This is a genomic window from Janthinobacterium sp. PLB04, assembly GCF_021165895.1.
Taxonomy (GTDB): Bacteria; Pseudomonadota; Gammaproteobacteria; order Burkholderiales; family Burkholderiaceae_D; genus Janthinobacterium; species Janthinobacterium lividum.
In genome coordinates, this window is the sequence record NZ_CP088968.1 from 4,189,962 (window position 1) to 4,205,502 (window position 15,541).

The 15,541-nt window shown below is 65.7% G+C and carries 9 protein-coding genes; 3 read left to right on the plus strand and 6 right to left on the minus strand.

The genetic code is table 11. The features are described 5' to 3' along the window. Window positions 1-50: 50 nt before the first annotated feature. Window positions 51-2,318, minus strand: coding sequence for an OPT family oligopeptide transporter (locus LSO07_RS18440; protein WP_151096223.1), 2,268 nt, complete (start codon window positions 2,316-2,318; stop codon window positions 51-53). A 199-nt stretch (window positions 2,319-2,517) separates the two neighbouring features. Between LSO07_RS18440 and LSO07_RS18445 the strand changes: the two genes are divergently transcribed. Continuing rightward, window positions 2,518-4,845: a penicillin-binding protein 1A gene (locus LSO07_RS18445; protein ID WP_225317349.1), complete on the plus strand. Its 2,328-nt coding sequence runs from the start codon at window positions 2,518-2,520 to the stop codon at window positions 4,843-4,845. Window positions 4,846-4,947: 102 nt separating this feature from the next. Here the strand turns inward: LSO07_RS18445 and LSO07_RS18450 are convergent, their stop codons facing one another. Further along, window positions 4,948-5,607, minus strand: coding sequence for a TetR/AcrR family transcriptional regulator (locus tag LSO07_RS18450; protein ID WP_070254233.1), 660 nt, complete (start codon window positions 5,605-5,607; stop codon window positions 4,948-4,950). A 375-nt stretch (window positions 5,608-5,982) separates the two neighbouring features. Between LSO07_RS18450 and LSO07_RS18455 the strand changes: the two genes are divergently transcribed. Further along, window positions 5,983-6,897 (plus strand): lipase family alpha/beta hydrolase, encoded by a 915-nt coding sequence (locus LSO07_RS18455; RefSeq protein ID WP_151096224.1) that lies wholly within the window; start codon window positions 5,983-5,985, stop codon window positions 6,895-6,897. A 10-nt stretch (window positions 6,898-6,907) separates the two neighbouring features. Continuing rightward, on the plus strand, window positions 6,908-7,834 hold the full coding sequence (locus LSO07_RS18460; protein WP_151096225.1) for a lipase secretion chaperone: 927 nt from the start codon (window positions 6,908-6,910) through the stop codon (window positions 7,832-7,834). A gap of 3 nt (window positions 7,835-7,837) precedes the next feature. On the opposite strand, the gene LSO07_RS18465 is transcribed toward LSO07_RS18460, so the two are convergent. The 4 genes from LSO07_RS18465 to LSO07_RS18485 form a co-directional block, all read right to left on the minus strand. Continuing rightward, window positions 7,838-10,567, minus strand: coding sequence for an ATP-binding protein (locus LSO07_RS18465; protein ID WP_191909718.1), 2,730 nt, complete (start codon window positions 10,565-10,567; stop codon window positions 7,838-7,840). A 99-nt stretch (window positions 10,568-10,666) separates the two neighbouring features. After that, window positions 10,667-11,512: a putative bifunctional diguanylate cyclase/phosphodiesterase gene (locus LSO07_RS18470; RefSeq protein WP_191909719.1), complete on the minus strand. Its 846-nt coding sequence runs from the start codon at window positions 11,510-11,512 to the stop codon at window positions 10,667-10,669. Between the two features lie 86 nt (window positions 11,513-11,598). Beyond that, a complete protein-coding gene (locus LSO07_RS28385; protein WP_269450095.1) occupies window positions 11,599-13,203 on the minus strand; it encodes a methyl-accepting chemotaxis protein in 1,605 nt (534 codons plus the stop codon). 344 nt (window positions 13,204-13,547) lie between these two features. After that, entirely contained in the window at window positions 13,548-15,335 is a 1,788-nt protein-coding gene (locus LSO07_RS18485; protein WP_151096228.1) for a methyl-accepting chemotaxis protein, read from the minus strand. Window positions 15,336-15,541 lie beyond the last annotated feature (206 nt).

The following is a 15,541-nucleotide window of genomic DNA, read 5'->3' on the forward strand; positions in this document are numbered from 1 at the left end:
CGCCCGGATCGTCATGACGCCGGGCGGTTTTCCTTGGGTTGGCTACAACATCAAGCCTGCGAACTGCCCGCTTTCTTCTCGCGCGCCACGATATACAGCAGCACGATGATGGCCGCATACGGCAGCAGGGACAGCGCGTCCGAGTGCAGGCCCGCGTAGAACGGGTTGCCGTGCTCGGCCCAGTCGGCCATCATCTGGTCGAAGTGCGTCAGCACGCCGGCCGTGATCGCGATGATGATGCCAGCCAGCGCGCCGCCGGCGATGTAGCCGGAAGCGAGCAGCACGCCCGAACTGCGGTCGCCCGCCAGCTGGCGCTCTTCCTCGTTCAGTTTCGCGTTGTGTTCCAGCTTGTTGTTGCGGCGGTCCGCCAGCCAGCGCACCAGGCCACCGACGAAGATCGGCAGGGTGGACGACAGCGGCAGGTACACGCCCACGGAAAACGCCAGCGACGGGATGCCGGCCATTTCCAGCACCACGGCGATCATCACGCCGAACAGCACCAGGGTCCACGGCAGTTGCTGGTCGAGGATGCCCTTGATGATGTAGGACATCAGCACGGCCTTAGGCGCATCGTATTTCTTCACTTCCGAACCGTCAGGACGCTTGCTGTAATGGCCATTGATGCCCGGATCGACCAGGTAAGCCAGCTGGCCGTCTTCCTTGACGAAATACTTGCCGGCCGGGCCGCCCACGGTGTCCGTCTTTTGCCAGACTTTATACGTGTTGTGGTCCGTCTCGGCTTGCGGGCCATGCAGTTCGCCCGTCACCGTCAGCTTCGACGCATCGACCGTCAGGCCAGGCGCCACTTGCGCGGCCGGCACGTAGACGGTGCTCGCTTCGTTCAGTTTCAGCAAAATCGGTCCGAGGATCAGGGCCGACGACAGCGCGCCCGCCAGAATCGCGTACTGCTGCAGGCGCGGCGTGGCGCCCACCAGGTAGCCGGTTTTCAAGTCCTGCGACGTGGTGCCCGCATTGCTGGCGGCGATGCAGACGATGGCGCCCACCGACAGGGCCGTCACATAGTAACGCCCGCCCGTCCAGCCCATGATCAGGAAGATCAGGCAGGTGAACAGCAAGGTGGCCACGGCCATGCCGGAGATCGGGTTCGACGACGAACCGATTTCGCCCGTCAGGCGCGACGACACGGTGGCGAACAGGAAGCCGAAGACGAGGATCAGCAGCGCGCCGAGGAAATTCATGTGCAGCGGCGTGGCGAAAGTGATCACGGCGATGATGGACAGGCAGCCGATGATGACCCATTTCAGGGGGATATCCTGGTCCGTGCGCAAGGTGGAATTGGTCTTGACGCCCTTGCCGATGCCCTTCAGGCCGGCCGACAGGCTGCGCCAGATCATGGGCATGGCGCGCACCAGCGAAATCAGGCCGCCGGCGGCCACGGCGCCCGCGCCGATGTACAGCACATAGGCGCTGCGCACGTCGTCGGCGCCCATTTCGCTGATCAACTTGGTGCCTGGCGAAAGCACGGTGGTCAGGCTGTCGCCGAAGAACTTGATCATCGGGATCAGGAGCAGGTACGACAGCACGCCGCCGGCCGCCATGGTGGCGGCGATGCGCGGGCCGATGATGTAGCCCACGCCCAGCAACTCGGGCGAAATCTCGGCGCCGATGGAGCCGCCCTTCAGCGGCGCGGCAAATTCCACGCCCGGCGTATCCTTCCAGCCCTTGAACGAGATATTGAACACCTTGTACAGCAAGCCGACGGCAAAACCGCCGAAGATGATCTTGGCGCGGCGCTTGGCGTCCAGCGCGGCAGCCGAATCCTTCTCGATGCTTTCGCCGGCGGCGATGCGCGATTCTTCCGTGGCGGCCGCCTTCAGCACTTCGGCGCATGCCGTGCCTTCGGGGAATTTGAGTTCCTTGTGCTGGTCGACGATCATGGTGCGGCGCATGGGGATCATCATCAGGATGCCCAGCAGGCCGCCGAGGACGCCGACCAGCATCACTCTAGAGATTTCCAGGTCGAAGCCGAGGATCAGGATGGCGGGCATGGTCACGCCCAGGCCGAAGGCCAGCGATTCGCCGGCCGAACCGGCCGTTTGCGTGATGCTGTTTTCCAGGATCGACGAATCCTTGCCGCCCACCTTCTTGGCCAGGCCGAACAGGGTGATGGCGATCACGGCGACGGGAATCGAGGCGCTGACGGTCAGGCCCACTTTCAGCACCAGGTACAGCGAGGAGGCGCCAAAGACCATCCCCAGGATGACGCCCATGAACAGCGCTCGGAAGGTCATCTCGGGCAGCTTCGCATCGGCCGGGATGTAGGGCTTCACGACGCTCGGTGTTGCATCTTTTGCCATGGATATTTCCTTAATTTTTAAAAATAAACAGCCCGGATCGACGTCCGGGCTATTTTCTTGAAGCCGAGACTATCGCACAGCCGCGTTTCGATGAAAAGGTTTTTTGCGGCCGGCCCCGCCGCCACGCCCGCACAGGAAGCGCTGGCGCATTGGTCTATAATCGCTGCCACCGTGCCTTGCACGCTCACGTGAGACTGCCTTGACTGCCAAACGAACCGGATTCCCCTGGCCTTCCCGCCCCGCCGCCGTGCGCGGCTTCATCATCGCCGGCTGCGCCGCGCTGGCCGCAGCCGTGCTGCTGGCCGCCTGGCTGTTCCTGTACGTGCGCCCCCGCCTGCCCGAACTGGACGTCATCACGGACTACCAGCCGAAGATACCGCTGCGCGTGTACACGGCCGACAATGTGCTGATCGGCGAATTCGGCGAGGAGCACCGCGACTTCGTGCCAATCGCGCAAGTGCCGGAAATGATGAAGAAAGCCTTGCTGGCCATCGAAGATGGCCGCTTCTACGAACACCACGGCATCGACTTCGTGCGCGCCGGCGGCGCCGTGCTGTCGAACCTGCGCCACGGCTTCGGCCACGGCGGCGGCTCCACCATCACCATGCAGGTGGCGCGCAACTTCTTCCTGACGCGTGAAAAAGTCGCCTCGCGCAAGCTCAATGAAATCATGCTGGCCCTGAAAATCGAGGCTGCCCTGTCGAAAGACCAGATTCTCGAGCTGTACATGAACCAGATGTACCTGGGCCAGCGCTCGTTCGGCTTCGGCAGCGCGGCGCAGACGTATTTCGGCAAGCCCCTGTCCGAACTGTCGATCGCGGAAATGGCCATGCTGGCCGGCTTGCCGCAAAACCCCTCGCGCCACAACCCGATCAGCAATCCGAAAAAGGCGCACGCGCGCCAGCAGCTGGTATTGAAACGCATGCGCGAACTCGATTACATCAGCGAAGGCCAGTACCGGCAGGCGCTGGCCCAGCCGCTGCATATCAATACCCGCGGCAAGCAGGGTTTTGACACGCACGCCGAATACGTGGCCGAACTGGCGCGCCAGGCCGTGTTTGCGCAGTTCAAGGAAGACAGCTACACCAAGGGCATCAGCGTCTACACGACGATTTTGAAAGCCGACCAGGACGCGGCCTACGCCTCGACGCGCCGCAACGTCATCGCCTACGACCAGCGCCACGGCTACCGCGGCCCGGAAACCTTCATCGACATGCCGCTTGAGGCCGAGCAGCGCGACGACGCCATCGATGCGGTGCTGCAAAAACGCCCGGACAGCGATGGCCTGATCGCCGCCGTCGTCACGGAAGTGGTGAGCGGCAAAGTGATCGCCGACACGGGCGATGGCGACGCCAAGGCCATCACGGGCGACGGCTTGCGCTTTGCCGCCCCGGCGCTATCGGCCAAGGCGAGCGCCGGCATCAAGCTGCGCCCGGGCGCCGTGATCCGCATCACCCAGGACGCCAAGGGCAACTGGGCCATCACGCAAGTGCCGCTGGTGGCCGCCGCCTTCGTCTCGCTGGACGCGGAGACGGGCGCCTACCACGCCATGGTGGGCGGTTTCGACTACAACCTGCAAAAGTTCAACCACGTGACGCAGGCGTGGCGCCAGCCCGGTTCGGCCATGAAACCGTTCGTGTATTCGGCGGCGCTGGAAAAAGGCTTTTCGCCGGCCACCCTGATCAACGACGCGCCGCTGGAAATGCAGGCGGGCGGCAAGGTCTGGGCGCCGCAGAATGACGACTTCAAGTTCGACGGCCCCATCACCATGCGCTACGCGCTGGCGCAGTCGAAGAACGTGGCCTCGGTACGCATCCTGCGCGCGCTGGGCGTGTCGTACACGCACGACTTCATGGAAAAATTCGGCTTCGACCCGGCCCGCCAGCCAAGCAATCTGACCATGGCGCTTGGCACGGGTTCCGTCACGCCCGTGCAGATGGCGGGCGCCTACGCCCTGTTCGCCAATGGCGGCCACCAGGTGGAACCGTATTTGATCGACCGCATCGTCGACGCCAAGGGCACGGTGCTGATGCAGACCAAGCCGCCCGCGCCGAACGACGAGAAGACCCTGGCGCTGGACCCGCGCAACGCCTTCGTGATGGACAGCATGCTGCGCGAAGTGGCGCGCACCGGCACGGGCGCGGCGGCGACGAAAAAACTGGGGCGCAGCGACATCGCCGGCAAGACGGGCACCACCAGCGACGCCGTCGACGGCTGGTTCGCCGGCTATGGCGGCGGCATCGTGGCCGTGGCGTGGATGGGCTATGACGAGCCCAAGTCCCTGGGCGGACGCGAATTCGGTTCGACCCTGGCCATGCCGATCTGGATCGACTACATGCGCACGGCCCTGTCGACGCGCCCGCAAATCACGCGCGCCGTGCCGGCGGGCCTGAGCCAGGTCGATGGCGAATGGCTGTACGACGAATTCATCGACATGAACGGCGTGAAAACGCTGGATATGGATGTGGAGACACCAACGGATCCGGCGGCAGTGCCGGAGACGGTGCCGCCAGAAACCACGAACTGATGGTAAAGGGCAGTTCGCGTAGGTCGGGTTAGCCGGAACGGCGTAACCCGACATGAGCCGTCGTCCGCGCGTGTCGGATTACGCTACGCCTCGGCGGCCCCGCTAATCCGACCTACCGGTCATGTTCAAATACCCGCGCACCGTACTGACGACGCTATCGGCGAAATCGTCGACATTGACCTTCGCCGCGCGGTATTTCCAGCGTTTCACGTACCAGTCCTGGAACAGTGCCAGGCAGTGCGCGGCCAGCAAGGTGGGATCGCCCTGCGGCTTCGGCTCGATTTCCCCGATGGTGGCGGCGATCAGGGTCTGCACATACAGTTCCGAATTCTTCGCCATGCTGCGCTGCTCCACCTGCAGCACGCGCGAATCCATGAAGACAAAATAAAACCACGGCTGCAGCACTTCGGACAGGTAGATCGACGAGCGTATCATCGCCTCCAGGCGGTCCAGCGGCGACTTCACGTCGGCGAACAGCAAGGGCAACGCTTGCGTGGCGTGGCGCACCACGTCCTCGATCATTTCAGCCAGTTGGTCCTTGCTGGTGATGTAGCCATACAGGCCGCCCATCGACAGCCCCGTCTCGCGGCACAGGTCACGCAAGCTCATGGCGCGGAAACCCACGTCATTGGCCAGGCGGAAGGTGGCGACGAAGATGCGTTCAAGATTTTCCAGCGCCGGCTTGCGGCGCTTGACGCCGATACGTTCCGCGTGGCGGTCAAGAATATATTCCCAGATGTTTTCGCCATTCAAAGGCGTCATCTGCTGAAACTGTTCAAAATTAAAATGGGTCGACAAGTGCATTCCCAAGTAACGGTGTAGGAGCGATATCCATGCCATGCCTGGACGCGGCATGGCAAGACGGCGGGACGGCTGATGCCGGGCCGATTATAGCTCAGGAAAACAACTATTTGACTTTTCAACTATGCAATGGGCATATAAGCAACGTCAAATTCCCACAGTTATTGCGCTGCATCATGCAATTCAAATGCAATTTAAATCCAGCAGTGCTACATTCAAAAAACCGAGCGCTCGCTATTTTTAATACATCGAGAATGTACAGGAGCGCACGGTTCATCGCTACAGCATCGACATTTCCACTCATTTCCACTATTAATAATACATAACGGAGACAAAATGAAGACTCGCTTTTGGCAACTGCTATCCACCCTTCTGCTTTCCCTCGCCATCCTGCCCGGCAGCGCCAGCGCCGCCGGCTACACGCAAACGAAGTACCCGATCGTGCTGGTGCACGGCCTGTTCGGCTTCGACAAGCTCGGTCCCGTCGAATATTTTTATGGCGTCCCCGCCGCCCTGCGCAGCGGCGGCGCGCAAGTGTATGTGACCACCGTGTCGGCCGCCAACAGCACGGAAGTGCGCGGCGAACAGCTGCTGTCGCAGGTGCGGCAAATCCTCGCCGCCACGGGGGCAAGCAAAGTCAATTTGATCGGCCATAGCCACGGCGGCCCCACGGCCCGCTATGTCGCCTCCGTGCGCCCCGACCTGGTGGCGTCCGTCACCAGCGTGGCCGGCGTCAACAAGGGCTCCAAGGTGGCAGACATCCTCAGCGGCGCCATACCCAACACCAGCGGCGCGCTGGGCAACGCGCTCGCCTCCCTGATCGGCATTTTGTCGGGCAACAAGGGTTTGCCGCAAAACGCGGGCGCCTCGCTGGCGTCGCTGTCGACGGCCGGCTCGCTGGCTTTCAACAGCCGCCACCCGCAAGGCGTGCCCACCTCCGCCTGCGGCGAAGGCGCCTACCAGGTACAAGGCGTGCACTACTTTTCGTGGAGCGGCGCGCAACCGTACACGAATGTGCTCGACGTGGGCGACCCGCTGCTGGCCGCCATCAGCCTGGCCTTCGGCGGCGTCAAGAACGATGGCCTGGTCAGCAGCTGCTCCAGCCACCTGGGCAAGGTGATCCGCGACGACTACGCCATGAACCATCTCGATGAAGTCAACCAGTTCGTCGGCATCGTCAACCTGTTCGAGACGAACCCCGTCACGGTCTTCCGCCAGCAAGCCAACCGCCTGCAAGGCCTGGGACTGTAAGGAGCCTACGATGCGCACGAACGCGAAATGGATCATCGGCGGCAGCCTGGCGGCCCTGGCCCTGTACCTGGTGCTGCGCCCCGGGGAGCCGCCCGCCCCGCCGCCGGAAAAGGCGGAACCGGACCTGTTCGCGTTCGTGCGCTCGATGGAAGGCACGCGGCCCGACGGCAACGTGACGGTGGCACCCGGCGACAAGCTGGTGGTTGACGCGGAACTGGGCCACCTGTTCGACTACTACCTGGCGGGCCTCGGCGAAAAGCCGCTGACCGCCATCCGCAGCCAGATCGAGGCGGAACTGGACCGCCGCCTGGCGCCCGTCCCCGCCCGCGAAGCCAAGCGCCTGCTGGGCGCGTACCTGGCCTACAAGCAGGCGCTGGCTGGCGCGGAACAGGCCTTGCCGGCGCAAGCCGATGCGGTCCTGGCGGCGCGCGCGCGCCTGCAAGCCATGCGCGCCTTGCGCGGCAACTACTTTACAGCCGAGGAAAGCGCGGGCCTGTTCGGCGCCAGCGACGCGTATGACGACGACGCCGTGGCGCGCATGGCCATACTCGGCGACGCCTCGCTCGACGAAGCACAGCGCCAGGCGCAACTGGCCGCGCTGGACCAGAAAATGTCGCCGGCCCAGCGCGCCGCGCGCGACGCGCCGCTGCAGGTGGCGCAGCTGGACGCCTCCGTCAAGACCTTGCGGGCACAGGGCGGCGGCGACAATGAAGTCTACCGCCTGCGCGCCAGCACGTTCACGCCGGCGGCGGCGGCGCGCCTGGCGGAACTGGACCGCGAGGAATCGCAGTGGCAGCAGCGCATCATCGCGTACCAGGCGGCCAAGGCACAACAGGCCGGCCTGCCCGGCGGCGCGCAGGATGCGGCAGCCCTGCAGCGGCTGCGCGACGCCAGTTTCTCGCCGGAGGAACAGCGCCGGCTGGGCGCCTACGAATAGCCATCAGGCCAGCTGCGCCAGCAAGGCTGCCGCCGCCATCACGTCCGTGCTCTCGCGCCCCTGCCGGTAGCCCGCATGGACAGGGGCCAGCACGGCATGCGCGGCGGCGCCGCGGCCTTGCGCCTGCAGCACGGCCGCCAGGCTGGTGGCGCAGCGCAGTTCCCAGCCCGGCGCCTGCTGGCCCCTGGCCAGCAGCAGCGCTTCTTCCAGCTGCGCCCGCACCGCTTCCAGGCCGGCCGCATCGTCTTGCGCCAGCGCCCGCCAGCGGTGGTGGGCGTCGCGGCGCAGTACCTCCGGTGCGCTCCATGGCGCCAGGCCCATGCGCGCGCGCCGCAGCGCCTGGCTATCGGCGGCCGCGTCGTGCAGGGTGGCCATCAAATCGACCTGTATCGGCCAGCTGCGCACCGACGGCCAGGGGAATGGCGACATCGCCTCGCCCCCGTCGAGCAGGCGCTGGTAGGCGGCGCCCCAGGCGCTCCAATACAGCAAGCCATAACGGGCCGCGTGTTCGCAGAGCAGGCAAATCCACGCATGCGCCAGTTCCCGCTGCCCGCACCACAGGGCGACGGGAATGGCATTGATGGCCAGCGCCACGCACAGCGTGACGCCATTGTGCTCGAAGCCCACCGCCACCGCCTCGCGCGCCAGGACCAGGGCATCGTCGGGGCGGCCCTGCATCCACAGGCAGCGCGCCAGCGTGCCGCGCAGGCACACCTGGTGATCGGCCAGCAAGGCATTGTTGAAACCGAGCTGCGCCGCGCCCTCGGGATGCGCCAGCACCATGCGCGCCAGCGCAGCCGACTGCGCGTAGCGTCCCTGCACATATTCGCCCACGGAGCGCATGCGCGCCAGCACCAGGCGCATCGCCGTGTCGTCGCGCGTTGCGCACAGGACGGCCAGCTCGGTGACGTAGTTGTCGGCGCGCTGGAAATCGGCCAGCTTCAGGCTGCATATCCACATGCCGCAAATGGCTTCGGCGCGGCGGCTGCCATCGTCCGTGCGCATGGCCAGCGCATAGCCGCGCTGGAACGAACGCAGCATGGTACCGGTGATGCCCTGCGTATGCAGCAGCAGGTGCGCCTGCGAGGCATGCAGCTGCATCTCGCTGTCGGGATCGTCCACCGCATGCGCGGCCATGCGCTCGAGCGCCCGCTCGACGCGCACGCGGTATTCATCCATCAGCGACAGCTGATAGAACAGGGTTTGCGCGGCCAAGGTCAGCGCCACGCCCAGCGCCACGTCGCCCTCCTCGCCGAAAGCCCAGTCGATGGCGGCGCGCAGGTCATCGACATGGCGGCCATAGCACGCGCTCCAGCGGGCCGGCGGCATGCTTGCCCAGTCGGCGGCGATGCGCCCGGCCAGTCCCAGGCAATGACGCGCATGGCGCAGCAGCACGGCGCCCTCGCCCCCGCCCGCCGACAGCTGCGCGCCAGCATAGGCGCGCGTGGTGTCGAGCAGCCGGTAATACACATGCTGGCAGCAAAACTCGATGCTGACGAGGGACTTGGCGGCCAGGTCGGCCAGCGTGTCGAACACGTCGCATCCCGCCACGGCGCTGGCCGACTCCAGCCGGAAGCGGCTCCTGAACACGCTCAGCGCCTGCAGCACCTGGCGCTCTTGCGCGTCGAGCAGGCCGTAGCTCCAGTCCAGGGTGGCGCGCAAGGTCTGGTGGCGCAAGGGCATGTTGCGCGCGCCGCGCGTGAGCAGGCGAAAGCGGTCGTCGAGCTGGCGGCGCAATTCGTGCAAGCCGAAATGGCCGATGCGCCCGGCCGCCAGCTCCAGCGCCAGCGGAATGCCATCGAGGCGCCGGCAGATATCCACCACCACGGGCACGTCGGCGTCGGCCAGCACGAAAGTATCGTCGACGGCCGCGCAGCGTTCGCAAAACAGCTGCACCGCAGCGAAGTGCCGGGCCGCCGCCGCATCGGGCACGGCATCGGCCGGCGGCAGTTCCAGCGCGGGCAGGCGCTGCAGCTGTTCGCTGGTGAGGCGCAGCGGCTCGCGGCTGGTGGCCAGCACGTGCAGCAGCGGCGCGCCCTTGAGCAAGGCGTCGGCCAGCGTGGCGGCCGCGCCGATCACGTGTTCGCAGTTATCGAGCACGAGCAGCATGTGGCGCGGGCGCAAATAGGCCAGCAGGACCGGCATGGCGTCGCCGGCCGGCACCGCCACCCCGAGCGCCGTGGCCAGCGCCAGCGGCACCAGGCGGCCCTCGTCCAGCGGCGACAGGTCGACGAAACATACGCCGTCGGCATAGCGGCGCAGCACGCGCGTGGCCAGGACGACTGCCAGGGTGGTCTTGCCGATGCCGCCCGGACCGGCAATGCACAGCAGGCGCAATTGCAGCAGCTGGTTGGCCATCGTTTGCAGCACCTCGGCGCGGCCCAGCATGCGCGTCAGCATGACGGGCAGGTTATGCCGCGGTTCGGCGCCCGCCGCACCGGACGCCGGCCCGCCCGTGTGCGCCAGCGGCGCCAGGAAGCCGTAGCCGCGCCCGGGGATGGTGGTAATGTAGCGCTGGCCATCGCGGCCATCGCCGAGCGCCTTGCGCAGCGCCGCCAGGTGCACGCGCAAGGTCGCGTCGTCGACCACGGCATTGGGCCAGACGATGGCCACCAGTTCATGCTTGTCGACGATGTCGCCGGCGCGCTCCAGCAGGGCCAGCAGCAAGTCCATGGCCCTGCTGCCCAGGCGCAGCGCGCGATCGCCCTCGAACAGCAGGCGTTCTAGCGGCAAAAGGCGAAACGGGCCAAAGACATAGGCCGGGACAGGACTGTTTATCATTCTTGCGTGGAGGAGAAGGTGTTAAAGCACGCGGCTTGCAGTGGCCATATTCTACTGAGCATCCGCGCAATGCCGCATGGCGCCATGTTTCGGCACTGTTACAAGGCCGGCCGGCGCGCCAGCGGACAGCAGCGCGGCCACCTCGGCCGCAGGCGCCGGGCGGTGCAGATAAAAACCCTGCACCTGCGGGCAGCCCAGCCACCGCAGCTGCGCCAGCTGTTCCCCGTTTTCCACGCCCTCGGCCAGCGCCTGCAAGCCCAGGCCATGCGCCAGAGCAATGGTCGAGGCGACGATCACGGCGTCACTGCCTGCGCTGCCATCCAGGTCGCGGATAAAGGAGCGGTCGATCTTGATGGTGTGAATCGGCAGCATCCTGACATGGCTCAAGCCCGAATGGCCGGTGCCGTAATCGTCAAGCGAAATGCTCAGGCCCAGCGCGCGCAGCTGGCGCAATCCCTGCGCCGCCTGCGCCATGTCGTCGATGCAGCAGCTTTCCGTCACTTCCAGCTCCAGCAGGCCGGGAGGAATGGCGTGGCGCTGCAGACAGCCCAGCACGAAGTCAGGCAAGTGCGGCTGGCACAGCTGGCGCGCCGAGACATTCACCGCGACCGGCACCAAAGGCAGGCCAGCCGCGCGCCACTGCGCCAGCTGGCGGCAAGCCGCATCGATGCCCCAGTTGCCCAGCGCGGCGATGGCCTGCGTCTGCTCGGCCAGGCCGATGAATTCGTTCGGGTAGACCAGGCCATGGCGCGGATGCTCCCAGCGCAGCAGTGCTTCCAGGCCGACCAGGCGCAGTTGCGCCGTATCGAACTTGCCCTGGTAGTGAAAGCGGAACTCGCCATCGACGATGGCGCTGTCCAGGCGCGCCTGCAACTCCCGGCTGCGCGCCGACGCCACCGGTGTGCCTGCCGACCCAACCCGCGCCTGGCGCCGCGCCCGCCACAGCGCGACGCAGCCGAGCCAGAACCTTGCCAGGCGCGCCACTAGGCCAGCAGGCGCGGCGCGGCCGGCACACTGCGGCGCGGCAAGCTGTGCGCGGGCCCCGGCCCTTGGCGCAGGCGAAACACGCTGACCACCTGCAGCAGCTGCGCCGCCTCGCTCTCCAGCGACTGCGACGCGGCCGCTGCCTCCTCCACCAGGGCGGCGTTCTGCTGCGTCACTTCATCCATCTGCACGACGGCCTGGCTGACCTGGCCGATACCCGTGCTTTGCTCGGCGCTGGCGGCCGTGATGTCGGCCACCATCTGGCTCACGCGCCCCACGGCCGCCACCACTTCCTGCATCGTGGCGCCCGCCTTCGCCACGAGGGCCGCGCCCGCGTCCACCTGCTGCGTGGAGGTGGCGATCAGGGCGCGGATATCGCGCGCCGCCGCCGCGCTGCGCTGCGCCAGGTTGCGCACTTCCGTCGCCACGACGGCAAAGCCGCGCCCCTGCTCGCCCGCGCGCGCCGCTTCCACGGCCGCGTTCAGGGCCAGGATATTCGTCTGGAAGGCCAGCATGTCGATCACGCCGATGATGTCGGCGATCTGCGCCGAAGAAGCGCTGATGGCGTCCATGGTATGGATCACCTGCCCCACGGCTTGCCCGCCAGCGCCGGCGATATTCGCCGCCTCGACGGCCAGCACGCTGGCGTGGCGGGCATTGTCCGCGTTCTGCTGCACGGTGGAGCTGAGTTCCTCCATGGCCGACGCCGTCTGTTCGAGCGAGCTGGCCTGCTCCTCGGTGCGCGACGACAGGTCGATATTGCCGGCCGCGATCTGCGACGACGCCGTGGCGATGGTGTCGGTGCCGCTGCGCACCTGCTGCACGATATCGAGCAGGTTGCCGTTCATGATGCACAGCGCGTCGAGCAGCTTGCCCGTTTCATCGCCGCCGTGGCGGCCGAAGGTCGATGTCAGGTCGCCGGCGGCCACGGTCTGCGCCACGGTCAGGGCATGGCGCAGCGGATTGACGATGCTGCGCGTGACCAGCCAGGCCGTGACGAGCGAAAAAAGCACGGCCAGCGCGCTCAGTGCCAGCATCATGTTGCGCGCCGTGGCGTATTCGTGGCGCACCTGGGCGCCCGCCTCCTCCATCAGGTCATGCTGGTGCGCGATGAGGCTTTCCAGCGCCGCCATGTAGCGCAGCTGGTCGCCGCGCACGGTACCGAGCAGCAAACTGGTCGCTTCGTCGCGCGCCCCTTCTTCCAGCAGGGCCAGTACCTTGTCGCGCCCGCCGTTGAACGTGGCCCGCGCCTGCGCCACGGCCACCATCTGCTGGCGGCCCTGCGGCGACAGCACCACCTTGTCCAGCTGCGCCAAGCCCTTTTCCGTTTCGCCGCCCGCCCTGGCGATGGTGGCGCGTTCCTGCGCCAGCTGCTGCGGCTCCGTCATCAGCAGCAGGTTGCGCGAGGAGCGCGCGATGATGTTGACATTCTTGATGATGTCGTTGGCCAGCACGGTTTTCGGATATTTGTCATCGATCACGTCGCGCATGCGCAGTTCCAGGCTGGACAGGCGCAGCATGCCCAGCACGGCGGTCGCCAGCAGCAGCAAGGTCAACAACGCAAAGGAGCAGCGCAGGCGCGTGCCGATTTTCATATTTGCCATCTTTATTCGCATCCTTCAGTGTGGTGCATCGGTCATCGCGCCGGGCTCGCATGCAAGGCTGACGGCAATGGCTGCCGCCTGCCACGAATGGCTGGACGCAGCAGGCGGAGGGGTCAGCCGGGATGTGGCCGAGGCGGGAACAAGGGTGGTACGGCAGGCAGTGTGAGTTATCTCACAAGCAATGTCGCGTTAAGTTTTGAAAAGATTTGCTTAGATGGCAAAACAGCTATTCTTATAACGCTGTTTTTTTAATAAGTAGTAACCGCAGTACAAGCTTGTACGCGCATGTGGAAACGGCCGCGCAAGGCGGCCGTCCGGAAGCGCATGCTGGCGCCGTCAATTCGTCAGAACACTTCCCACTCGTCGTCGCGCGGCGCGCTCTGGCGCTGGGATGGCACGGCGTGCAAGGCCGGGCGGCCTGCGGTGGGGCGTGATGCGGGACGCGATGCAGGACCCGCTGCCGGACGCTTCGGCGCGGCGCTGGCCAGCGCGGCGCGCGGCGCGGCCGGCCTTGCGTTCGCGTTTGCGCGCGCGGCAGGCGCCTGGGCGCCATCGAGCTTGAACACGCTGACCACGTCGGCCAGCTGGCCCGATTGCTCCTGCAGGGATTCGGCCGCGGCGGCCGCCTCTTCCACCAGGGCCGCGTTCTGCTGCGTCACCTGGTCCATCTGGCCGATGGCCTGGTTGATCTGGTCGATGCCCGAGCTTTGCTCCTGCGTGGCCAGGCTGATTTCCGCCATGATGTCCGTCACGCGCTGCACGCTGGAGACGATTTCGGCCATCGTGCTGCCCGCCTCGGCCACCAGCTTGCTGCCCGCGTCGACCGCCACCACGGAGTCGCCGATCAGGGTCTTGATCTCTTTCGCTGCGCCAGCGGATCTTTGGGCAAGATTACGCACTTCCGTCGCCACGACGGCGAAACCGCGTCCCTGCTCGCCCGCGCGCGCCGCTTCCACGGCGGCATTCAAGGCCAGGATATTCGTCTGGAAAGCGATGCCGTCGATGACGGAAATGATGTCGACGATCTTGCGCGACGAGTCGTTGATGGCGTCCATGGTCTGCACCACCTTGCCTACCACTTCACCGCCTTTCACGGCCACGCCCGAGGCGCTCAGCGCCAGCTGGTTGGCCTGCTGGGCATTGTCGGCGTTCTGCCGCACGGTGGACGTCAGCTCTTCCATCGACGACGCCGTCTCTTCCAGCGAACTGGCTTGCTCTTCCGTGCGCGAGGACAGGTCCAGGTTGCCGCTGGCAATTTCCGACGAGGCCGTGGCGATGGTCTCCGTGCCGCTGCGCACCTGGCCGACAATGCTGACCAGGCTGGAATTCATGTCCTTGAGCGCCTGCAGCAGCTGGCCCGTTTCTTCCGTCGTGTGTACCTCGATGTGGCTGGTCAGGTCGCCCGAGGCCACCGTCTGCGCCACTTTCACGGCCGAGTTGATCGGCTGCGCGATGGCGCGCGTGATGTAGGCGGCGCAGCCGATGCCCAGCGCGGAGGCCAGCAAGCCGAGGATGACCATCAGGCTTTCCGAGCGGATGACGGCCGCGCTGCCGTCCTTGACGCTGGCATCGGCCACGCCGTTATTGAGCTTGATGATGTCGTTGAGCGTGCCTTCGGCCTTGCCGAACAGCGCGCGCGAATCCTGGTACTGCTTGTAGAACGCCACGAACAACTCTTTCTGCCGCGGCTCGTCGCGGTTGTCGGCCAGTTGGCGCAAGATGGCGCGCACCTTGTCGTCGTCCGCCTTCCAGGCCGTCCACTCGCCCTGGAAGCGCTGCCACAGCGCGGCTTCCTCGGTGGTCTGCGGCAGCGGTTCGTACAGCTTGCGGCCCGCCTCGATATTGTTCCAGGCCTTGGTGCGCAGCTGCAGCGCTTCCGCGAACTTGTCCTGTGCCTGGTAATTGTTTTCATAGATGGCGGCCGTCAGGGTGGCGGCGGCAACGGCCGTCTGGCCTTCGCTGATCATCATCAAGCCCTGGATCGACGGCAGGCGCACCACGCCGATTTCATTGACGGCGCGGCCCACGGTGGCGATGCCCGTGTAGCCGCTGATGCCCACCACCAGCAAGGCCACCATCATCACGGCGACAAGCGTCGCCAACTTCCATTTGATCAGTAAATTCTTAAACATGGCGAGGTCCTTTATAAAGTCACGAAGACTGCTGGCGAAGTCGGGGCTGGCATGTTCGAGTAAAACAGCTGACACTTGTATAAAGGCGGCGGGGATGGGGCGTACGCTTCGTTACAATTGGCGAGATTTTATAAGTGGAAGCATAGTGGAAAACGGACGCGCTGACAGCTACATACTTGATACAAATCAATATTTCTTTCCTTACT